The organism is Neisseria sp. 27098_8_112 (genome assembly GCF_041433235.1).
In the GTDB taxonomy this organism is placed as follows: Bacteria; Pseudomonadota; Gammaproteobacteria; order Burkholderiales; family Neisseriaceae; genus Neisseria.
This window is the reverse complement of the sequence record NZ_JAPWBB010000017.1, coordinates 1-20,991: the sequence shown is the minus strand read 5'-3', so window position 1 is coordinate 20,991 and position 20,991 is coordinate 1. Positions and strand designations below refer to the sequence as shown.

The following is a 20,991-nucleotide window of genomic DNA, read 5'->3' as shown; positions in this document are numbered from 1 at the left end:
GGTACTAATATGATTCAAATGCAGACCATCTTAGATGTGGCTGATAACTCTGGTGCGCGTCGCGTAATGTGCATCAAAGTATTGGGCGGATCTAAGCGTCGCTACGCTTCTGTTGGCGACATTATTAAAGTTGCAGTTAAAGATGCAGCCCCACGTGGTCGTGTCAAAAAAGGTGATGTATACAATGCGGTAGTTGTTCGTACTGCTAAGGGTGTGCGTCGTCCTGATGGTGCGTTAATTAAATTCGATAACAATGCTGCTGTGTTGTTGAATAATAAACTTGAACCTCTGGGTACCCGTATTTTTGGTCCGGTAACCCGTGAATTGCGTACTGAGCGATTTATGAAAATCGTTTCATTGGCGCCTGAAGTATTATAAGGAATAGCGCGATGAATAAGATCATTAAAGGCGATCAGGTTGTAGTGATTACCGGTAAAGATAAAGGTAAGCAAGGTCAAGTAGTTCGAGTGTTGGGTGATAAAGTTGTTGTTGAGGGTGTTAATGTTGTGAAACGCCATCAAAAACCTAATCCAATGCGTGGTATTGAGGGTGGCATTATTACTAAAGAAATGCCTTTGGATATTTCTAATATTGCTATCCTGAATCCGGAAACTAATAAAGCAGACCGTGTTGGTATTAAGCTGATTGAAAATGAAGGCAAAGTTAAACGCGTTCGTTTCTTCAAATCAAATGGCTCTATCATTGGAGCATAAGGAGATAACATGGCTCGTTTGAGAGAGTTTTATAAAGATACAGTTGTTCCTGAATTGGTTAAACAATTTGGTTACAAATCAGTAATGGAAGTTCCGCGTATTGAAAAAATCACCTTGAATATGGGTGTAGGCGAAGCCGTTGCTGATAAAAAAGTTATGGAACACGCTGTTTCTGATTTAGAGAAAATTGCTGGTCAAAAACCAGTTGTTACTGTTGCTCGTAAATCTATCGCAGGTTTTAAAATCCGTGATAACTATCCAGTTGGTTGCAAAGTAACATTGCGTCGTGATCAAATGTTTGAATTCTTGGATCGTTTGATTACTATTGCGTTGCCTCGTGTACGTGACTTCCGTGGTGTAAGCGGTAAATCATTTGATGGTCGTGGCAATTACAATATGGGCGTTCGTGAGCAAATTATTTTCCCGGAAATTGAATACGATAAAATCGATGCTTTGCGTGGTTTGAATATTACTATTACAACTACTGCAAAAACTGATGAAGAAGCGAAAGCTTTGTTGTCACTGTTCAAGTTTCCGTTTAAAGGATAATCATGGCTAAGAAAGCACTTATTAATCGTGAGCTGAAACGTCAAGCATTGGCGAAAAAGTTTGCAGCTAAACGTGAGGCAATTTTCGCTGTTATTAATGATGCTAATGCGACTGAAGAAGAACGTTTTGAAGCACGTTTGAAATTTCAATCCATTCCTCGTAATGCAGCACCTGTACGTCAACGTCGTCGTTGTGCTTTAACAGGTCGTCCTCGTGGCACTTTCCGTAAATTTGGTTTGGGCCGTATTAAAATCCGTGAAATCGCTATGCGTGGCGAGATCCCTGGTGTTGTTAAAGCTAGCTGGTAATAGGAGTATAAATAATGAGTATGCATGATCCTATTTCCGATATGTTGACTCGTATTCGCAATGCGCAACGTGCTAATAAAGCAGTAGTTGCCATGCCTTCCTCTAAACTGAAATGTGCAATTGCAAAAGTTTTGAAAGAAGAAGGTTATATCGAGGATTTTGCGGTTTCTGCTGATGCAAAACCGGTATTGGAAATTCAATTGAAATACTATGCAGGTCGTCCTGTGATTGAGCAAATTAAACGTGTTTCACGTCCAGGTTTGCGTATTTACAAAGCATCAAGTGAGATCCCTAGCGTAATGAATGGCCTGGGTGTCGCTATTGTTAGTACTTCTAAAGGTGTAATGACTGATCGCAAAGCCCGTTCTGAGGGTGTTGGTGGTGAGTTGTTGTGCATCGTAGCCTAGTGGAGAAAAGTAAATGTCACGCGTCGCAAAAAACCCAGTGACTGTTCCTGCTGGTGTAGAAGTAAAATTCGGAACAGATGCATTGGTTATCAAAGGTAAAAACGGCGAATTGTCTTTTCCTTTGCATTCCGATGTTGCTATTGAACTGAACGATGGTAAATTGACTTTTGCTGCAAAAAATGACAGTAAACAGGCTAATGCTATGTCTGGTACTGCTCGTGCATTGGTTAATAACATGGTTAAGGGTGTTTCTGAAGGTTTTGAGAAAAAACTTCAATTGATTGGTGTGGGTTATCGTGCCCAAGCTCAAGGCAAAGTTCTGAACTTGTCTTTGGGTTTCTCTCATCCAATCGTATATGAAATGCCTGAAGGTGTTTCTGTTCAAACTCCTAGCCAAACAGAAATCGTTTTGACTGGTGCAGATAAACAAGTGGTTGGCCAAGTCGCTGCTGAAATTCGTGCATTCCGTTCTCCTGAGCCTTATAAAGGTAAAGGTGTTCGTTATGTAGGTGAAGTGGTAGTGATGAAAGAAGCCAAGAAAAAATAATTGAGGTTCACTAATGGATAAACATACAACCCGACTCCGTCGTGCACGCAAAACCCGTGCGCGTATTGCGGACTTGAAAATGGTAAGATTATGTGTGTTCCGCAGCAATAATCATATTTATGCTCAAGTAATTAGTGCTGAAGGTGATAAAGTATTGGCTCAAGCCTCTACATTGGAAGCTGAAGTACGTAGTAGCCTGAAATCAGGTAGCAACGTTGAAGCAGCGGCTGTAGTTGGTAAGCGTATTGCTGAAAAAGCTAAAGCAGTGGGTGTTGAAAAAGTTGCTTTTGATCGTTCAGGTTTCCAATATCACGGTCGTGTGAAAGCTTTGGCTGAAGCTGCACGTGAAAATGGTTTAAGCTTCTAAAATTTGGAGACTTTCAGATGGCAAAACATGAAATTGAAGAACGCGGTGACGGCCTGATTGAAAAGATGGTCGCAGTTAATCGCGTGACTAAAGTAGTTAAAGGTGGCCGTATCATGGCTTTCTCTGCACTGACTGTTGTTGGTGATGGTGATGGTCGAATCGGTATGGGCAAAGGTAAATCAAAAGAAGTACCAGTTGCTGTTCAAAAAGCAATGGATCAAGCTCGACGCTCTATGATTAAAGTACCTTTGAAAAACGGTACTATTCATCATGAGGTTATTGGCCGTCATGGTGCTACTAAGGTATTTATGCAACCTGCTAAAGAAGGTAGCGGTGTAAAAGCTGGTGGTCCAATGCGTTTAGTATTTGATGCTATGGGTATCCATAACATTTCAGCTAAAGTACATGGTTCTACTAATCCTTACAATATTGTACGCGCTACATTAGACGGTTTGTCTAAACTGTATACCCCTGCTGATATTGCTGCTAAACGTGGCTTGACAGTAGAAGATATTTTGGGAGCTAACCATGACTGAGCAAAAAAAGATTAAAGTTACATTGGTTAAGAGCCTGATTGGTACAATTGAATCTCATCGTGCATGTGCTCGTGGTTTAGGTTTGCGCCGCCGTGAACATACTGTAGAGGTTTTGGATACCCCTGAAAACCGTGGCATGATCAATAAAATCAGCTACTTGTTGAAAGTGGAGTCTTAATATGTTTTTGAATACTATTCAACCTGCTGAGGGTGCTACTCACGCTAGTCGTCGTGTAGGCCGTGGTATTGGTAGCGGCTTGGGTAAGACAGGTGGTCGTGGTCATAAAGGTCAAAAAAGCCGTTCTGGTGGCTTCCACAAGGTAGGTTTTGAAGGCGGTCAAATGCCTTTGCAACGTCGTTTGCCAAAACGTGGTTTCAAATCTTTGACTGCAGCCGCTAATGCTGAAGTTCGTTTGAGTGAATTAAATCTGATTGCTGTGAACGAGATTGATGTCTTGGTTCTTAAACAAGCTGGTCTGATTCCTGCAACTGCTTCTAATGTAAAAGTTATTGCTTCTGGTGAAATCTCAAAAGCAGTTACCTTGAAAGGTGTAAAAGCTACTAAAGGTGCTAAAGCTGCTATTGAGGCTGCCGGTGGTAAAGTAGAAGAATAAGGCTTGCACTACAGTGGCTAATCAACAATCTTTATCGGGATTATCCAAATTTGGTGATCTGAAAAAACGTCTGTTGTTCCTTTTAGGTGCTTTAGTCGTTTTCCGTATTGGTGGTCATATACCGGTACCGGGCGTAGATGCTGTTGCGTTAGCTAAATTATTCGAAGGCGCTCGTGACGGCATATTCGGAATGTTAAATATGTTCTCGGGTGGTTCGTTGGAGCGCTTTAGTATATTTGCAATTGGTATCATGCCTTATATTTCGGCATCGATTATTGTTCAGCTTGCTTCGGAGATTATTCCTTCTTTAAAAGCTTTAAAGAAGGAGGGTGAGGCTGGTAGGAAAATAATTACGAAATATACTAGGTATGGGACGGTATTATTGGCTGTATTGCAAAGCTTTTGGGCTGCATCATCTGTTTATCAACAAGGTGTTGTTGTAACGACTGCGCTTGAGTTTTATATTTCTACAGTAGTCTGTTTGGTTACAGGTACTATGTTTCTAATGTGGTTAGGGGAACAAATTACTGAGCGTGGTATTGGTAATGGTATTTCTTTAATTATTACAGCAGGCATTGTATCGGGTATTCCATCCGGTATTGCTCGGTTGCTGACTTTGACTGAAAAAGGCTCTATGAGTATGTTGATGGCGGTATCAATTGTGATTGGTATTTTGCTGTTGATCTATGCTGTAGTTTATTTTGAGAGTGCTCAGCGTAAAGTTCCTGTGCATTATGCTAAAAGACAGTTTGGCTCTGGAATGATGTCGGGACAAAGCATTCATATGCCGTTCAAGCTAAATATGGCAGGTGTTATTCCTCCTATTTTTGCTTCCAGTATTATTTTATTTCCATCTACCCTTTTAGGTTGGTTTGGTTCAAATAGTACAAATTCTGTTCTTCATAAGGTTGCAGCAATGCTGCAACATGGACAGCCCTTATATATTGTATTATTTGCCACAACTATCATCTTCTTCTGCTATTTCTATACTGCTTTGGTATTTAGCCCTAAAGAGATGGCTGAGAATTTGAAGAAGAGTGGTGCATTTGTGCCAGGTATTCGTCCAGGTGAGCAAACCTCTAGATATTTGGAAAAAGTTGTACTGAGACTGACATTATTTGGTGCTTTGTATATCACTACAATCTGTCTGATACCTGAATTTTTAACGACGGCATTGAAAGTTCCTTTCTATTTAGGTGGAACATCTCTGCTCATTTTGGTTGTCGTTACAATGGATTTTAGGACGCAAATTAATTCATACATAATGAGTAGTCAGTATGAAGACTTGATGAGTCGTCCAGATATGAAATCTTTGTCACGCAAGTAGGCTTATGGCTAAAGAAGATACCATACAGATGCAGGGCGAAATCCTTGAGACTTTGCCCAATGCAACATTTAAAGTAAAACTGGAAAATGATCATGTAGTACTTGGTCATATATCTGGAAAAATGCGGATGCACTATATCCGTATTTCTCCAGGTGATAAGGTAACAGTTGAATTAACTCCTTATGATTTAACCCGTGCTCGGATTGTTTTCCGAGCAAGATAAACGATAAAAGGAAATAAAATGCGTGTACAACCTTCTGTAAAGAAAATTTGTCGCAATTGCAAGATTATTCGTCGTAATCGTGTGGTTCGCGTAATTTGTACTGACCCACGTCACAAACAACGTCAAGGTTAAGAAGCTAGTTTTCTTAACTATTGATTTTGTGGTATAGTGACATACTTTGCCCTAAAAAGGAAAAAATATGGCTCGTATTGCAGGGGTAAATATCCCTAATAATGCCCATATCGTAATTGGCCTTCAGGCTATTTATGGTATTGGTGCGACTCGTGCTAAATTGATTTGTGAGGCAGCAAATATTGCTCCTACTACTAAAGCAAAAGATTTGGACGAGGCTCAATTAGACGCTTTGCGTGAGCAAGTTGCTAAATATGAAGTTGAAGGCGATTTGCGTCGTGAAGTAACGATGAGCATTAAACGATTGATGGATATGGGTTGCTATCGCGGCTTCCGTCATCGTCGTGGCTTGCCTTGTCGTGGTCAACGCACTCGCACAAATGCTCGTACCCGTAAAGGTCCGCGCAAAGCGATTGCCGGTAAGAAATAAATTTTAAGGAATTTGATTAATGGCTAAAGCAAACACAGCTTCGCGTGTACGTAAAAAAGTACGTAAAACCGTAAGCGAAGGTATTGTGCACGTTCATGCATCTTTCAACAATACCATCATTACAATCACTGACCGTCAAGGCAATGCATTGTCTTGGGCTACCTCTGGCGGCGCTGGTTTTAAAGGTTCTCGTAAAAGTACACCATTTGCAGCACAAGTTGCAGCAGAAGCAGCTGGTAAAGTTGCCCAAGAGTATGGCGTTAAAAATTTAGAAGTCCGCATTAAAGGCCCTGGCCCTGGTCGCGAATCTTCTGTACGTGCTTTAAACGCTCTTGGTTTCAAGATTACCAGCATTACTGACGTTACCCCGTTGCCTCATAACGGTTGCCGTCCGCCTAAAAAACGTCGTATTTAATATTGGAGTGATTTAAAACATGGCACGTTATATTGGCCCTAAATGTAAATTAGCACGTCGCGAAGGTACGGATCTGTTTTTGAAGAGTGCACGTCGCTCTTTGGATTCAAAATGTAAAATGGATTCTGCACCTGGTCAACACGGTGCAAAAAAACCACGTTTGTCAGACTACGGTTTACAATTGCGTGAAAAACAAAAAATCCGTCGTATTTATGGCGTATTAGAGCGTCAATTCCGTCGTTACTTCGCGGAAGCAGATCGTCGTAAAGGCTCTACCGGTGAATTGCTGCTGCAATTGCTGGAGTCTCGTTTGGACAATGTCGTTTACCGTATGGGTTTTGGCTCTACTCGCGCCGAAGCACGTCAATTGGTTTCTCATAAAGCTATCGTTGTAAACGGTCAGGTTGTTAATATCCCTTCTTTCCAAGTTAAAGCAGGCGATGTTGTAGCTGTTCGTGAAAAAGCTAAGAAACAAGTACGTATCCAAGAGGCATTGAGCTTGGCTACTCAAATTGGCTTGCCAAGCTGGGTATCTGTTGATGCCGACAAATTGGAAGGTGTATTCAAAAATATGCCGGATCGCTCAGAATTGTCTGGCGATATTAATGAACAGCTGGTGGTAGAGTTCTACTCTAAATAATGCTAGCTCAATGAGGGACAGTTAAATGCAAAATAGCACAACCGAATTTTTGAAACCTCGTCAAATCGATGTAGATACCTTGTCTTCTACTCGAGCTAAGGTGTCTATGCAGCCATTTGAGCGTGGTTTTGGTCATACTTTAGGTAATGCTTTGCGTCGTATCTTACTGTCATCCATGAATGGCTTTGCCCCAACTGAAGTAGTTATTTCTGGCGTATTGCACGAATACTCTACTATTGATGGTGTTCAGGAGGATGTTGTTGACGTTCTCTTGAACATCAAAGGTATCGTATTTAAGCTTTACGGTCGTAATCAAGTTCAGTTGACTTTGAAAAAAACAGGTGCCGGTGCTGTTGTAGCCGGTGATATTGATTTGCCACATGATGTGGAAATCATCAATCCTGAACATGTTATTTGCCACTTGTCCGACAATGGTCAAATCGACATGGAAATTAAAGTAGAGCAAGGTCGTGGTTATCAATCTGTTTCAGGTCGTCGCGTATTGCGTGATGAGAATAAACAGATTGGTGCGATTCAGTTGGATGCGAGCTTTTCGCCCATCAGTCGTGTTAGCTTTGAAGTTGAACCTGCACGCGTAGAGCAACGCACGGATTTGGATAAATTGGTTTTGGATATTGAAACCAATGGTTCTATTGATCCAGAAGAAGCTGTACGTAGTGCCGCACGTATCTTAATTGACCAAATGTCTATTTTTGCAGATCTGCAAGGTACTCCGGTTGAAGAGGTTGAAGAAAAAGCGCCTCCTATCGATCCTATCTTGCTGCGTCCTGTAGATGATTTGGAATTAACCGTACGTTCAGCTAATTGTCTGAAAGCTGAAGATATTTACTATATTGGCGATTTGATTCAACGTACTGAAACCGAGCTTCTCAAGACCCCTAATTTGGGTCGTAAATCTTTGAATGAGATCAAAGAAGTGTTGGCCTCTAAAGGTCTGACATTAGGTTCTAAATTAGAAGCTTGGCCGCCTGTAGGCTTAGAAAAGCCGTAAGTTTGAAGATTAAAGGATAATGACATGCGTCATCGTAATGGCAACCGCAAATTAAACCGTACTAGCAGCCACCGCGCTGCGATGCTGCGCAATATGGCGAATTCCTTGTTGACTCACGAAACCATCGTGACAACTTTGCCTAAAGCAAAAGAATTGCGCCGCGTAGTTGAGCCCTTGATTACCTTGGGTAAAAAACCTTCTTTGGCAAACCGTCGTTTGGCTTTTGACCGCACTCGCGATCGTGATGTTGTAGTTAAATTGTTTGACGAATTGGGTCCACGCTTTGCTGCTCGTAACGGTGGCTATGTTCGTGTACTGAAATACGGTTTCCGTAAAGGCGACAATGCTCCTTTGGCATTGGTTGAATTGGTTGATAAAGCAGCTGATTCTGCTGAATAAGCAAATTAATATGAAAGCACTACCTGTTTAGGTGGTGCTTTTTTATTTGGATAGCCCCTTTCTCATTTCGCAGTGCTACAATTGTTCCTTCCTGCGTTCTATCCTGTCTGTTGTTGTAGCTCCCTTTCTCATTTCGCAGTGCTACAATTTCATTCCTTTCATGGACTTGCGTTTAATTGTTGTAGCTCCCTTTCTCATTTCGCAGTGCTACAATTCAACCAATCTACCGACACCTTGACGGAATGTTGTAGCTCCCTTTCTCATTTCGCAGTGCTACAATATAGATAATCAGTGATTTTCCTGATGATGTGTTGTAGCTCCCTTTCTCATTTCGCAGTGCTACAATCCAAGAATGGCGTGATTGTTTTGATTGGTGGTTGTAGCTCCCTTTCTCATTTCGCAGTGCTACAATCATATGCTTCCGTTCGTTGGTAAGGATATTGTTGTAGCTCCCTTTCTCATTTCGCAGTGCTACAATTCAGTTTCCATACTGTGCCGTTGTACTCAGGTTGTAGCTCCCTTTCTCATTTCGCAGTGCTACAATCTGAAAACTACGGATTAAGACGTACAAACAGTTGTAGCTCCCTTTCTCATTTCGCAGTGCTACAATACTTCAACGGGAAACCCTTATCATGTAAGGGTTTCCCGTTTTATTTTGTCTAAAAAAGCGGCCTTAAAATAATAATAATTGGTCGGCATTTACCCTTTTTTCTTGGGTTTTTAGCTCTCCCAACAGTAGCTTCATGGTGGCATATTGCTTTTCTGTTACTTCCAAACAGCGGATTGAGCCTTCTTGCGGTAGGTTTGCACATAGCTTATTGTGGTGTTTTTGCAACGAATCACGGCCTTTGACAATACGGCTGTATACGGAAAGTTGGAGCATTTGGTATCCATCTTTTAATAGAAACTGGCGGAATTGATTGGCGGCTTTGCGCTTTGCCGCTGTGGTAACTGGTAGGTCGAAGAAGACGATAATCCTCATAAATTTGGCCTCACTCATATTGGTATTCTTTCAATGGCAAGATTTCAGGCAGTTTTAGTTGTTTGGCGTTTTTGTCGGTTATGCTGGCTTGAAATGAAGAAATCATTTTGTCGATGGCAGCTAAGGTGCTGAAATGTTGCCGTTCGATGCAGATTTGACAGTGAAGGATTTTGATAAGGTTTTGTTTTATATTGGGTGTCAGTTCAGTTTTCAGACGGCCTTGTTCGTGCGTATGTATAACGACCAGATCGGCCAATGGGCGTAATGGTTCTATAAAGTCATCGGCGAGGTTGAATGTATTTAGTTCGCTTCTATGAAACAAGCCTAATGCAGGCAGCCAGCCATATAAGGTCAAGGCGCGTGCAACTGCTGCACGGAGCACGGCGTAGGTGTAGTTCAATGCGGCATTGACGGCATTGTTGTCATTACGGGTAAATTTTTCTCCGAAGAGGGCTTGGAAGTAGAGGGCGGCAGCTTGGGCTTCACGGTTTCCTGTATCACCTGAACGGACTTCGACTGCCAAAGTGCGCAGCCGTTTGGCTGCAAGATCATTGCCTGTTTCGTCGGCGACAAATGCTTGATTCAGGATTTTTTGACGGACGATATGTTGCCAGAGTTGCTTTTTTAAGGGTTCGCTTATATTCAGCTGCAGCTTGAGGATTTTAAGTTGGCGGTGATATTGGGCATAAGGCAGCCATTGTCCGCAGGGCAGGAACTGTTCGTCACATGTCAGTAAGGTTGCGCCATATTCGGCTAAGGCTGATAGGAGTGGGGCAGTAATCAGGGTTTCGCGGTTTTCTATTACGATAACGGCGATGTCCTCTAATGGTACGGTATGGGACTCGCCGTTTTGTTGAATGAGTAGTTGCCGGCGTTGCAAGGATAATTTACCGCCGTTTTGAATAAGCAGACTGCGCCAAGTCATGTTTTTCCCCTTATTTTGATATAAAAAATCCCTGCTTCAGGCCGTCTGAAACAGGGATAGATTAATTTAACGGACAGGTGGGCGTTTTTTCAGACGGCATGGTCTGATTTCTTTGCCCAATTCGTCGATTTGGTATTTTTGGAATGAAAGGGCGGTTTTGACACCGATACCTTCCAGTATTCCATTTTTGCCAATTTTATGATCAAGATCATGAATGCGTATATTAATATTACCTGTGCCTCGATGGCAGCTGGCAAAATAACCAAATATTCTAGCTTTTTTTGTTATTACTTCAATTAAATCATTAGGATGTAATGAGAATTTAAAGTTGAAACTATCATCAATAAGTTGCCAATCTTCTTCATCTTTAAAAGCGATAATAGCCCTATCCGGCAAAATCCCTTTCGCTACCTGCCAACTGTAAATCGGGACCAGATAATACTTGCCGCCTTTCTCAAATACATCTACGCGCACCATGGTTGCGTTGTCGGCGATGCCGTTATGGTTGCGCACCCATACACCGGTTTTCTGTACTTGCTCTATGCGTACGGCTTTTACCTGTTGAGTGCGGTTGCCTGCTTTATCGTATTTATAAAACGGCTCGGCAAAGGCTTTGGCAGGATCGTCTTTATATGCTTCCAGTCGTGCTTTCAGCGCTTCGTATAGCTTAGGTTCACGCTCCCGATTGACCATTTTTTCCAAGTCTTTCAGTTTTAACTGTGTCAGCGGTACGCGCAACACGCTGATGCCTTCGTCCAGTCGCTTGGCGGATTTGACGGTCTCCATATGGCCTTGCCCGCTCATCTTCCGATTGGGCGCACGTGAAACAAACAGTGGCGTAACGTATTCATGTACAGCTTCGGGGCGAGATGATAATTTTTCGGCAAGCAACGCGCGCAGTTTTTCTGGGGTATCGGCTTCTTCAAATTCGGGTTTGCCGTCCGGTTTGCCGAAGACGCGAATCATGACTTCTTGTGCGAAAAATTCCCAAGGTTGCGGGAAGTGTGTTTTTTGATGCAGCACTTCTCCTGTTTCTTTGTCTATGGTTTTACCGTCAAACGCGTTCATCTCTTTATAGCGTACAAAACGGGTAATTTTCTGCTGCATGGCAACGGTCGAGCAGGCAACGACTACAGCGTCCAAGGCGTGATGGCGGTCGTTTTCCGCACGCACTTTGCGCAATCCCCAAAAGCCGCGCAACAGATTGGTAATTTGTCCGTTTGAGGCAAAGACACGCCTTTTCCCTTTACCTGTCAGCCGCATATGGTCGGCAACAAATTGACACAGGAAACGGTTGACGTAGCGTGTATCGTTCAGATTGCGTTCTTTAAAGCCGTCTTCGTCGAATTTTTGCAGCAGAATCCGTTGTTTTTTACTGCGAGGAAAACGGCTGGTTTCAACACGCGCTTTAAATTCCTGCCATTCGCGGCTGTTGTCTTTGCCGTTGAAGTATTCGTAAGGGGTTTGATTACCTTTGTTTTGGTTTTCGCTGCCCAATACCAGCACTTTATTGTTGAAACTGTCGTCCCATGTGCGCGAGAACGGCAGGGCATGGTCGATTTCGACATAGCCTTTTTCGTTCAGACGGCCTAGGTTGATTTCTTTGCCCGAATACAGGCATTTGCCGTGTTGTTGCTCGTACAGGCGCAGTTTCAGAATATCTTTGGATTTGGGTTCTCCGACAAAATTGGGGAAATACTCTCGGAACTTAGCGGCGGCTTTTTCCCGGTCTTTACGGTTTTCTTCTTGGCGTTTTTCGATTTCTTTGCGGTCTTTAAACGATTTGCCTACTTCCCTTGCCGTTTCAATATGGATACGCGCAGGGGAGCCGTAACGGCGTACAACGGCGTTAATGACCTTACGCGCTTGAGATAAAGCGCGCAAAACGACGGGGTTGCGGATTTCGTCAGCGGGAATCGGCGGCAGATAAATCTTTTCTTCCGCATTTTTCTTGCCGTAATGGTCTCCGTAGATTTCGGCGCAGGCTTCATCGTAACGTTTGCCTTGCTCCATTAGAGGCACAATTCGGCGCAATGCTTTCAAGGAAATTTGGACGAACTTGTCGAAGCTAATGTGTTTCAACAGCGCTTCTAAAATTTCGGGCTGAACACGGTCTTTCAGACGGCCTGTAATGTCTTCATCGGTTTTGAACAGGGAGAATGCCGTGCCGATTTCGTCTTGTAATTCGGGAGAAAGGTTTAATGGAGATTTTTTGTCTTTCAATCCTTCTTTTTCCAGCGCACGGCTGATGGCATGGTAGGCCTTCATTTCCATCAATGTTGAGGCTTCGGCATTGTCTTTACCATAGCGCAAGCCTTTGAAAAAGGCGGTATCTTCTAAACCCAGCAGCTTACGGGCTTGTGCGTAAGTCAGTTTGGATTTTCTGTATGGCTCGTCCATAAGCGTGGCGCGTTCGGTAGCGGTCAATGGCCGCTCGCTGCCTTGCTCTAAAATACGCAGGTTGTTCAGCTTGGTCAGCCAGATGAAACGTTCGGCTGTGTAGGTGTTTTTAGCGGCTTTCGGCTCTGCCGGCTCAAAGGTGCAATGTCCCAACATTTTTTGAACAGCATCACCGGACAGGGCAGGGCGTTGCGTCATCAGCAGAGTTTCAATACCTTCTTTAAGGCCGTCTGAAACATGCGGATTGCCAAATTCTTTTTGTTTTTCAAACAGTAAATTCAGCTCTGCCTGCAAATCTTTGCGGCTGAACGTATGCGAATAATCGCCGCGTTGGTTGCGGATATGGCCGCTTTCTTTCTCAAATTTATTTAAAGCCAATTCGGCCGGTGTGCGGAAATCGCCTGTCTGTAAGGTATGGGCATTGTTGGCTACGCCTTTAAGCAAAGCGCCAAGCTCCTTATCGGCAGTTTCGCTCTCGTTTTTTCTTTGCGACAAATAGCCGCGGTGTTTGATTAAATGCAACAAGACTGCCGACCACTCTAAAGGCGTCAGTTTGCGGTCTAATGCGGCTGCGCGAAGTTGCCATGGTGTATTCGGTAAGGATTTGATCAAGCCGTTTTCATCAAAATCGGCAGCCTGTAATACGCCTTCGCGTTTCAATAGGCGGCGGGCCCGAAGCAGGCGGTGGGCGCGACGGCGGGTCAGGCGGCGGACGCTGCGTGCCAAGCGTCTTGCCGCTGCGAGAGAGTCGCCTGTTTTCGGTACTTCTGCGCGCTCAAATACACGTACGCCCAAATCAATCAGGCGGATGGGGTTTTCTGCTTCGTCAATTTCTACCATCGCCCAGCCGACGGATGCGATACCGATATCGAGACCGAGGATGTAGTTGATTGGATTGGGTTTGAATGCAGCCATCAGTTTCTCCGTAATGTAATGTTTGGTAAGTATAAATATATCCTAGGTAAGTATTACCATGCAAATGAAATGCTTGACTGGGTACTGATTTGGAATTAGAATCTGCCCATATTGTTGCACTGCGAAATGAGAAACGTTGCTACAATAAGACTTCGAAGGATGTATGAAAATACATCGTGTCGCAATGCTCTGTTTTTTCAGAATTCTGTTCTGAAAAACATCATCAGCCCCTTGAAACTCTTCGATTTCAAGGGGCAAATCTTTTGAATAGATTAAAAAGGCCGTCTGAAATTTCAGACGGCCTTTGGTGTTACCAGATATCGGATTTGATTTTGCGTTTCAAGCCTGGGTGTTCAGAGAGTTTGAACTCTGGGTCTTTACCCATTTTCAGCTTGGCTGTGTAGTCTTTCAACAGCAGGAAGGCAAGTGGGGACAGGAGCAGGATGGCAACGAGGTTAATCCATGCCATGATGCCCATGGCCATGTCTGCCATATCCCATACCAAGGGTACGTTGGCAACTGCGCCGAAGTAGACCCATGCTAAAACCAGCATACGGAAAACGGCGGTAACCAGCCAATGGCTCTTGATGAATTGGACGTTGGACTCAGCATAGGCATAGTTGCCGATAACGGTTGAAAAGGCAAACATAAACAGGATGGCGGCAAGGAAGCCCGCACCCCATTCGCCTACCTGGCTGACGATTGCCGCTTGGGTCAGCGCCGCACCGCTCAGGTCGCCATAAGGCTGTTGATAGGTCAAGACGATAAAGGCGGTGCATGAGCAGACGATGATGGTATCGACGAAAACGCCCAGCATTTGAATCATGCCTTGGGAGACGGGGTGTTTCACTTCGGCTGCGGCTGCGGCGTTCGGCGCGGAACCCATACCCGCCTCATTGGAATACAGGCCGCGTTTGATACCCTGCATCATGGTGGTCGAAATCAGACCGCCGAGGAAACCGCCTGCAGCCGAATCGAAGTTAAACGCGTTGGAGAAAATCTGACCGAACACGTCAGGAATCAGGGAAATATTGGTAGCAATGATGAAGAGTGCTATGACGAGATATAAAACCGCCATCAGCGGAACGACAATTTCCGCGGCTTTAGATACGCGACGGATACCGCCGAAGATAATAGGGGCAGTCAGAATGACCAGGGCGACACCGACATAGTGTTGATCCCAGCCCCATGCCGCTTTGGTGGTATCGGCGATGGTATTGGTCTGTACGGCTTCAAATACAAAGCCGAAACAGAAAATCAGGCTCAGGGCGAACAAAACGCCCAGCCATTTTTGTCCCAGGCCTTGAGTTATGTAGTAGGCAGGACCGCCGCGGAAGTGGTGGTTGTCGTAGTCCCGGACTTTAAAGAGTTGGGCCAGTGAAGATTCGACAAACGCCGAACTCATGCCGATTAAGGCGGTTACCCACATCCAGAATACCGCGCCCGGCCCGCCGAGTTTGATGGCAATCGCCACACCGGCGATGTTGCCCACGCCTACGCGGCTGGCCAAGCCGGTAACGAATGCTTGGAATGGTGTGATTCCGTGCGGATCATCACCTTGTTTGCGACCGCCCAGCATTTCTTTGATACTGCGGCCGAAGAGGCGGAATTGTACAAAACCGGTGGTAACGGTGAAAAAGAGGCCTGCGCCTAAAAGCATATATACCAACCCCGACCACATTTGGTCGTTGATGGCGTTTACCCAGCCGTGAAGCTGTTCGAAAAATTGATCCATACAAACCTTTCAGAGTTTTTGCATTTTCAGACGGCCTGTGTGTGTGGGCTGTCTGTAATTGGATGTATTCTAGCAGACTGTCAACAAACTGAAAAACGTTTACATATTCTTTTTTATATTATGCTTTTGATTATCATGGAATTTTATTATTATAATGTAAAGAAATTATCGATTTTAATTTTTCCGTTTTACATATTTGAACAAAAAGGCCGTCTGAAAACAGAATCTTGTTTTCAGACGGCCTTGATTTTATTTCAATACGTTATTCAGGACGCATTTGAGGGAACAGAATCACGTCGCGGATGGTTTGCGAATCAGTCAGCAACATTACCAAGCGGTCGATGCCGATGCCGCAGCCGCCGGTCGGCGGCAGGCCGAATTCCATGGCGCGGATGTAGTCGGCATCGTAGTGCATGGCTTCGTCGTCGCCGGCGTCTTTTTGTGCCACTTGCGCCTTGAAGCGTTCAGCTTGGTCTTCCGGATCGTTCAACTCGGAGTAGCCGTTTGCCAGTTCGCGGCCAACAACGAAAAGCTCGAAGCGTTCGGTCAAGCCCGGTTTGCTGTCGGATGCGCGTGCCAATGGCGACACTTCGACAGGGTAGTCGATGATGAAAGTCGGGTTCCACAGTTTACCCTCGGCGCAACCTTCAAACAGGGCGAGTTGCAGGCTGCCGATGCCCGGAGACGGAGGCAGGCTTTCGCCGTGTTTGACAATTTCTTTTTTCAGCCATTCTTCATCGTTCAACTGCTCATCGGTGTAGTGCGGATTGTATTTTTTGATGGCGCCGAGAATGGTCAGGCGTTCAAACGGGCTTTCCAAATCGACTTCTTTGCCGTTGTAGCTGATTTTTGCCGTGCCGTTTACCGCGCGGGAAGCATTGCGGATAATGTCTTCCGCCATTTGCATCATGCGTTCGTAGTCGGAGAAGGCTTCGTAGAATTCGATCATGGTGAATTCAGGGTTGTGGCGCACGGACATGCCCTCGTTACGGAAGCTGCGGTTGATTTCAAACACACGTTCCAAACCGCCGACAACCAAGCGTTTCAGATACAGCTCGGGCGCGATGCGCAGATACAGCGGGATGTCCAAAGCATTGTGATGGGTCACGAACGGTTTCGCCGTCGCGCCGCCGGGAATCGGGTGCATCATCGGGGTTTCGACTTCCAAATAATGCTCGTTGACCATGAAATTACGCACGGATTGGATGATTTGGCTGCGTTTTATGAAGGTATTGCGCGACTCTTCATTAGCAATCAAATCGACGTAGCGTTGGCGGTATTTGGTTTCCTGATCGCTCAAGCCTTTGTGTTTGTCCGGCAGCGGGCGCAAGGATTTGGACAGCAGGCGGATGTCGGATACGCGCACGGTCAATTCGCCGTGGTTGGTTTTAAACAAAGTACCTTCCGCGCCAACGATGTCGCCCAGGTCCCAGTGGTTGAAGTCGTCCAAAACTTCCTGACTCACGCCTTTGTTGTTCAAATAAAGCTGGATTTGACCGGTAACGTCTTGAATGGTGGCGAAGCTGGCTTTGCCCATTTGACGTTTGAGCATCATGCGGCCGGCCACTTTGACAGGAATGCCTTGTGGGTCGAGTTCTTCTTTGCTGATTTCACCGTATTGGTTGTGCAGGTCGGCGGCAAAGCTGTCGCGTTTGAAATCGTTAGGGTAGGCGTTGCGTTCTTTGCGGATGTTGTGCAGTTTCTCGCGGCGCAGGGCGATGATTTGGTTTTCGTCCAACTGCGGCTCGATTTGAGGATTGTTTTGTTCGCTCATGGTGTTTTCCGGAAAAATAAGTCAGGCTGCCCATGTGTTCAGACGGCCTGCATAAAGTGAAAAATTGGCTCTATTTTACGCGATGTCGGTGTTTTTTTCTATAAAGGCAGAAAGGCCGTCTGAAACCTGAACTGCCCCCCAAAAAACTGTATTTTTGTGATCGGCTTGTCGGCGATGAAGGGATTTTTGCGGTGGTCAGTCATGATTTTGGACTGAAGGGTTTGAGTGCGCCGATGCCGCTTTCCTGACAGGCGGTTATCCAACGTTGCAGATGGGTGCGTGAGATGTGGTATTGGTCTTGGTATTTGAAGTTAATGCATATAGGGACATAAAAAAACTGCACCTTGTTAGTTGGAGGGCAACTTTGGGGGTACAGTTCATTTTGTCTAATATCTTGCTCTTCAATTATCAAAACCTCTGGATTGAGATACGGAAATTGCTTCAATACATGCCGTTTGACGGTAACGCCGAGTTTGATTCGGTGTTTCACCTTTGCTCGGATAAATCCCTGTCCCCTGTTCGACTCTAAATCCGAAATGTTTTGGTTGGCGGGCAAATGTTGCGTATTCACGCGCTTCGATTTCTGATAGTTGGATTCCTTTGACTTTGCCCAGCTTGGCTTCTGCGTCTTTAATCTTCATACCCGGGTGTACACCTGAAGTCGTGTGACAGGTAGAAGAATCGGTTTCCAAAAAATTAATTTTTTTATGCAGTTTTATAGGGGTATCAGGATCATCTTCCCCATCTTGAGAAGCGAAAACCAAGACGTCTTTAGATAGTGCGATGGCAACAAAAGACACGCCATCGGCATCGCTTGTTTTATCCATTTTCACCTTCGGGAATTTCTGTTTTACCTGCTTCAAGTTCTGCCCCAATTTAATTCCTCCGATACCGTCCTTTTGAATCAAACATTCGGCAGCAGCCGGCATAGCAAGACCCAAGATCAACGCGCTCATGATCCCGATTTTGTGCAACATAGTTACTTTCCTATTTAATAAAAATTAGTTATAAAAAAACTGCACCTTGTTAGTTGGAGTGGCAACTTTTTGGGTGCAGTTTAACCTGAAAAATCAGCTTCAGACGGCCTTTTGTTTTATGAAGGGCAGTATCGGCAGTTAGATATCGGTTTCTAAATAAACAACTTGGGTTTGCAGATATTCTTCCAAACCGTGTTTACCGTCCGCGCCGCCGATACCTGATTTTTTCCAACCGGCATGGAAGCCCTGCATGGCTTCGAAGTTTTCGCGGTTGATGTAGGTTTCGCCGAAACGCAGGCGGCGGGTTACATAAAACGCTTCATTCAGATTGGTGGTATAGACGGAGCTGGTCAGGCCGAATTCGCTGTCGTTTGCCAAAGCGATGACTTGATCGAGCGTATCGAAAGTGGCAACCGGCAGGACGGGGCCGAAGGTTTCTTCCTTCATGATGTCCATGCTGTTGTCGGTATCGGTCAGCAGGGTCGGTTCGAAGAAATAGCCGCGTCCTTCGGCGCGTTTGCCGCCGCAGACCAGTGTCGCACCTTGTTTGACGGCGCGTTCCACTTTTTCGGCAACGGCTTTGACAGCGCGCTCTTCAATCAGCGGACCCATTTCCAGCGCGCCTGCTTCGGCTTCGGCCGGGTTGCCGTAGCGCACGCCTTTCATGGCGGCGGTCATTTTTTCGATAAACGCGTCTTTCAGGCTGTTGTGGACATACACGCGTTCGGCGCAGTTACAGATTTGGCCGGTATTGCCCACGCGTGAAGCCAAGATGGATTTGACGGCCAGATCCAAGTCGGCATCTTTCAGAACGATGGCAGGGGCTTTGCCGCCGAGTTCCAATGAGACTTTGGTAATGTTGGTGGCGGCGGCTTCCATTACTTGGCGGCCTGCTTCTACAGAACCGGTCAGGCTGACCATATCGACTTGCGGATGTGATGCCAAGGCATTGCCGATTTCTGCACCCGGGCCGTTGACGACATTGAATACGCCGGCCGGTAAGCCTGAAGCATGAACGATTTCAGCAAAAATGTGGCAGTTAATCGGGGTAACGCTGCTCGGTTTGACGACGATGGTATTGCCTGTTACCAAAGCCGGGCCCATTTTGCGGGCGATCAGGAAGAATGGGAAGTTCCACGGCAAAATGCCGGCGATTACGCCCAAAGGACGTTTGAACAATAAAATGTTTTCGCGCGGGCGGTCGCTCTGGATGATTTCGCCTTCATAACGGCGCGCCCATTCGGCTTGATAATCGAGATAATCGGCAGTGAACATAACTTCTATGCGTGCCAAATCTTTGGTTTTGCCGCCTTCGGCGACAATGGTATCCGTCAGCTCGTCGGCACGTTCGCGGATGCCTTGGGCAATTTTGCGCAGGTATGCGCCGCGTTCAACGGCTGGCAAACGCTCCCATGTAGTTTGTGCATCTCTGGCCGCGGCAACGGCACGATCAACATCGGCTTTTCCGCCTTTAGGCTCACGCGCGATGACTTCTTCGGTTGCTGGATTCAATACATCACGCCATGCGCCGTTAAAGTCGGTCTCAAAGCGGCCGTTGATATACATAGACAGTTGTTTCATCAAACCTTCTCCTGTTGTTGTAGTTGGATGTAGTTTTAGTCTATGCCTAAATTGTCTGGCATACAAGAGGATTTAGCGTGGGTTGATGATAGGTATTTGGAAGTTTTTAGAAAAAGATGATGGGTGAGGGAGTTGGATAAGAGGTTGGTGCTGGTGTGATGCCTTGAGTTGAGTCCATAACAGCATTGTGACAAAGCTCGGATATTGCTTGATTTTGATGATGAGAAAGGTATTAAGTGAAGAAAGGCTTGATGGAAAATATAAAAAAACCTGCTTTTTTCAAAGCAGGTTTTCATATTTGGTGGGTCGTGAGCGATTCGAACGCTCGACCAACGGATTAAAAGTCCGCTGCTCTACCGACTGAGCTAACGACCCGATAAGTTGTGCATTATAGGGAGATTGTTTCTTTTCGTCAACTGTTTTTTTGAAATTTTTTTCAAAAAACGTAAACCGGCTGTTATTTGGCGTTAATTCTCCCTTTTTTGAGCATTTATTATGTTATGATTTTTTGATCTGTCAGTTTTGACAGATATTTTTTAGACCAAAGGATATACAACATGAAAAAATTATTGATTGCTGCAATGATGGTAGCCGGCTTGGCGGCGTGTACACAAGAAGCGAAAAAAGAAACCCAAGAGGCGGCTTCTGCTGTTGCTTCCGATGTAAACACTGCTGCTGAAAATGCAGCTTCTACTGTTGATGCTGCTGCTTCTGAAGCCAAAGGTGCAGCTGAGCAAGCTGTTTCTGATGTTAAAGACGCTGCTGCAGATGCTAAAGCAACTGCAGATAAAGCAGTTTTTGACGCAAAAGATGCTGCCGGTAAAGCGGTTGAAGAAGCTAAAGAAGCGGTTTCTGATGCTAAAGATGCTGCCAAAGACGCAGCTAAAGACGCTATGGGTAAAGCAGCCGATGCGACTCAAGAAGCTGCCGATAAATTGAAAGACGCTGCTAAATAAGCTGGTGTTTGATATTTGAAAAGGCCGTCTGAAATGTTCAGACGGCCTTTTTATATCGGCAGAGACCTTTGCAAAATTCCTTTCCTTCCAACAGCCGAAACCTAAACACAGGTTTTCGGCTGTTTTT

At 45.2% G+C, this 20,991-nt stretch carries 26 protein-coding genes, 1 tRNA gene and 1 CRISPR repeat array; of the genes, 19 read left to right on the top strand and 8 right to left on the bottom strand.

The features are described 5' to 3' along the window. Nucleotides 1–9: 9 nt before the first annotated feature. The 18 genes from rplN (at nt 10) to rplQ (ending at nt 8,619) form a co-directional block, all read left to right on the top strand. Nucleotides 10–378, top strand: coding sequence for a 50S ribosomal protein L14 (gene rplN / locus O3682_RS10250; RefSeq protein WP_002215434.1), 369 nt, complete (start codon nt 10–12; stop codon nt 376–378). Nucleotides 379–389: 11 nt separating this feature from the next. After that, the gene (rplX, locus tag O3682_RS10245; protein ID WP_003684754.1) at nt 390–713 is read left to right on the top strand and encodes a 50S ribosomal protein L24; all 324 of its coding nucleotides are present in this window, start codon (nt 390–392) and stop codon (nt 711–713) included. 9 nt (nt 714–722) lie between these two features. Then, nucleotides 723–1,262: a 50S ribosomal protein L5 gene (gene rplE / locus O3682_RS10240; RefSeq protein ID WP_003684750.1), complete on the top strand. Its 540-nt coding sequence runs from the start codon at nt 723–725 to the stop codon at nt 1,260–1,262. A gap of 2 nt (nt 1,263–1,264) precedes the next feature. Beyond that, nucleotides 1,265–1,570: a 30S ribosomal protein S14 gene (gene rpsN, locus O3682_RS10235; protein WP_003684736.1), complete on the top strand. Its 306-nt coding sequence runs from the start codon at nt 1,265–1,267 to the stop codon at nt 1,568–1,570. A gap of 14 nt (nt 1,571–1,584) precedes the next feature. Continuing rightward, a complete protein-coding gene (gene rpsH, locus O3682_RS10230; RefSeq protein ID WP_063075320.1) occupies nt 1,585–1,977 on the top strand; it encodes a 30S ribosomal protein S8 in 393 nt (130 codons plus the stop codon). 13 nt (nt 1,978–1,990) lie between these two features. After that, on the top strand, nt 1,991–2,524 hold the full coding sequence (rplF, locus tag O3682_RS10225; protein ID WP_004464590.1) for a 50S ribosomal protein L6: 534 nt from the start codon (nt 1,991–1,993) through the stop codon (nt 2,522–2,524). Nucleotides 2,525–2,537: 13 nt separating this feature from the next. Then, nucleotides 2,538–2,891: a 50S ribosomal protein L18 gene (gene rplR / locus O3682_RS10220; RefSeq protein ID WP_003749287.1), complete on the top strand. Its 354-nt coding sequence runs from the start codon at nt 2,538–2,540 to the stop codon at nt 2,889–2,891. 17 nt (nt 2,892–2,908) lie between these two features. Beyond that, a complete protein-coding gene (gene rpsE / locus O3682_RS10215; protein WP_003684704.1) occupies nt 2,909–3,427 on the top strand; it encodes a 30S ribosomal protein S5 in 519 nt (172 codons plus the stop codon). Beyond that, nucleotides 3,420–3,605 carry a 50S ribosomal protein L30 gene (gene rpmD, locus O3682_RS10210; RefSeq protein ID WP_003684808.1) on the top strand — a complete coding sequence of 62 codons (186 nt, stop codon included), beginning with the start codon at nt 3,420–3,422 and terminating at the stop codon, nt 3,603–3,605. The genes rpsE and rpmD overlap by 8 nt, the downstream gene beginning before the upstream one ends. Before the next feature lies 1 nt (nt 3,606). Beyond that, a complete protein-coding gene (rplO, locus tag O3682_RS10205) occupies nt 3,607–4,041 on the top strand; it encodes a 50S ribosomal protein L15 (protein WP_004520192.1) in 435 nt (144 codons plus the stop codon). Between the two features lie 13 nt (nt 4,042–4,054). Then, a complete protein-coding gene (gene secY / locus O3682_RS10200; protein ID WP_371509951.1) occupies nt 4,055–5,368 on the top strand; it encodes a preprotein translocase subunit SecY in 1,314 nt (437 codons plus the stop codon). Nucleotides 5,369–5,372: 4 nt separating this feature from the next. After that, on the top strand, nt 5,373–5,591 hold the full coding sequence (gene infA / locus O3682_RS10195; protein ID WP_003684714.1) for a translation initiation factor IF-1: 219 nt from the start codon (nt 5,373–5,375) through the stop codon (nt 5,589–5,591). Between the two features lie 18 nt (nt 5,592–5,609). Next, entirely contained in the window at nt 5,610–5,723 is a 114-nt protein-coding gene (gene rpmJ, locus O3682_RS10190) for a 50S ribosomal protein L36 (protein ID WP_003697674.1), read from the top strand. A gap of 67 nt (nt 5,724–5,790) precedes the next feature. Continuing rightward, nucleotides 5,791–6,153 (top strand): 30S ribosomal protein S13, encoded by a 363-nt coding sequence (gene rpsM, locus O3682_RS10185; RefSeq protein ID WP_003749295.1) that lies wholly within the window; start codon nt 5,791–5,793, stop codon nt 6,151–6,153. Between the two features lie 19 nt (nt 6,154–6,172). Next, nucleotides 6,173–6,568, top strand: a complete 396-nt coding sequence (rpsK, locus tag O3682_RS10180; RefSeq protein WP_002216249.1) for a 30S ribosomal protein S11 — start codon at nt 6,173–6,175, stop codon at nt 6,566–6,568. A 19-nt stretch (nt 6,569–6,587) separates the two neighbouring features. Further along, a complete protein-coding gene (rpsD, locus tag O3682_RS10175; protein WP_003749296.1) occupies nt 6,588–7,208 on the top strand; it encodes a 30S ribosomal protein S4 in 621 nt (206 codons plus the stop codon). 25 nt (nt 7,209–7,233) lie between these two features. Beyond that, complete coding sequence (locus tag O3682_RS10170) at nt 7,234–8,220, top strand: DNA-directed RNA polymerase subunit alpha (protein ID WP_371509949.1); 987 nt, start codon at nt 7,234–7,236, stop codon at nt 8,218–8,220. Nucleotides 8,221–8,244: 24 nt separating this feature from the next. Further along, the gene (gene rplQ, locus O3682_RS10165) at nt 8,245–8,619 is read left to right on the top strand and encodes a 50S ribosomal protein L17 (RefSeq protein ID WP_003684792.1); all 375 of its coding nucleotides are present in this window, start codon (nt 8,245–8,247) and stop codon (nt 8,617–8,619) included. A 46-nt stretch (nt 8,620–8,665) separates the two neighbouring features. Then, nucleotides 8,666–9,229: direct repeats of the CRISPR family, unit length 36 nt; unit sequence GTTGTAGCTCCCTTTCTCATTTCGCAGTGCTACAAT. 63 nt (nt 9,230–9,292) lie between these two features. Here rplQ and cas2 read toward each other — a convergent pair. From cas2 to O3682_RS10125, 8 genes are all read right to left on the bottom strand, one after another. After that, the gene (gene cas2, locus O3682_RS10160) at nt 9,293–9,619 is read right to left on the bottom strand and encodes a CRISPR-associated endonuclease Cas2 (RefSeq protein ID WP_371509948.1); all 327 of its coding nucleotides are present in this window, start codon (nt 9,617–9,619) and stop codon (nt 9,293–9,295) included. Next, nucleotides 9,612–10,526: a type II CRISPR-associated endonuclease Cas1 gene (gene cas1 / locus O3682_RS10155; protein WP_371509946.1), complete on the bottom strand. Its 915-nt coding sequence runs from the start codon at nt 10,524–10,526 to the stop codon at nt 9,612–9,614. The genes cas2 and cas1 overlap by 8 nt, the downstream gene beginning before the upstream one ends. 66 nt (nt 10,527–10,592) lie before the next feature. Further along, nucleotides 10,593–13,841, bottom strand: a complete 3,249-nt coding sequence (gene cas9, locus O3682_RS10150; protein WP_371509945.1) for a type II CRISPR RNA-guided endonuclease Cas9 — start codon at nt 13,839–13,841, stop codon at nt 10,593–10,595. A gap of 310 nt (nt 13,842–14,151) precedes the next feature. Next, the gene (locus tag O3682_RS10145) at nt 14,152–15,576 is read right to left on the bottom strand and encodes an alanine/glycine:cation symporter family protein (protein WP_128581385.1); all 1,425 of its coding nucleotides are present in this window, start codon (nt 15,574–15,576) and stop codon (nt 14,152–14,154) included. Nucleotides 15,577–15,838: 262 nt separating this feature from the next. Next, the gene (gene lysS / locus O3682_RS10140) at nt 15,839–17,350 is read right to left on the bottom strand and encodes a lysine--tRNA ligase (protein WP_371509943.1); all 1,512 of its coding nucleotides are present in this window, start codon (nt 17,348–17,350) and stop codon (nt 15,839–15,841) included. Between the two features lie 401 nt (nt 17,351–17,751). After that, complete coding sequence (locus tag O3682_RS10135; RefSeq protein ID WP_371509942.1) at nt 17,752–18,327, bottom strand: hypothetical protein; 576 nt, start codon at nt 18,325–18,327, stop codon at nt 17,752–17,754. A 138-nt stretch (nt 18,328–18,465) separates the two neighbouring features. Next, nucleotides 18,466–19,908, bottom strand: coding sequence for an aldehyde dehydrogenase (aldA, locus tag O3682_RS10130; RefSeq protein ID WP_371509941.1), 1,443 nt, complete (start codon nt 19,906–19,908; stop codon nt 18,466–18,468). A 299-nt stretch (nt 19,909–20,207) separates the two neighbouring features. After that, a tRNA-Lys gene (locus tag O3682_RS10125) sits at nt 20,208–20,283 on the bottom strand. A 182-nt stretch (nt 20,284–20,465) separates the two neighbouring features. On the opposite strand from O3682_RS10125, the gene O3682_RS10120 reads away from it, so the two are divergent. Further along, the gene (locus tag O3682_RS10120; RefSeq protein ID WP_371509939.1) at nt 20,466–20,864 is read left to right on the top strand and encodes an Ag473 family lipoprotein; all 399 of its coding nucleotides are present in this window, start codon (nt 20,466–20,468) and stop codon (nt 20,862–20,864) included. Nucleotides 20,865–20,991: the final 127 nt, after the last annotated feature.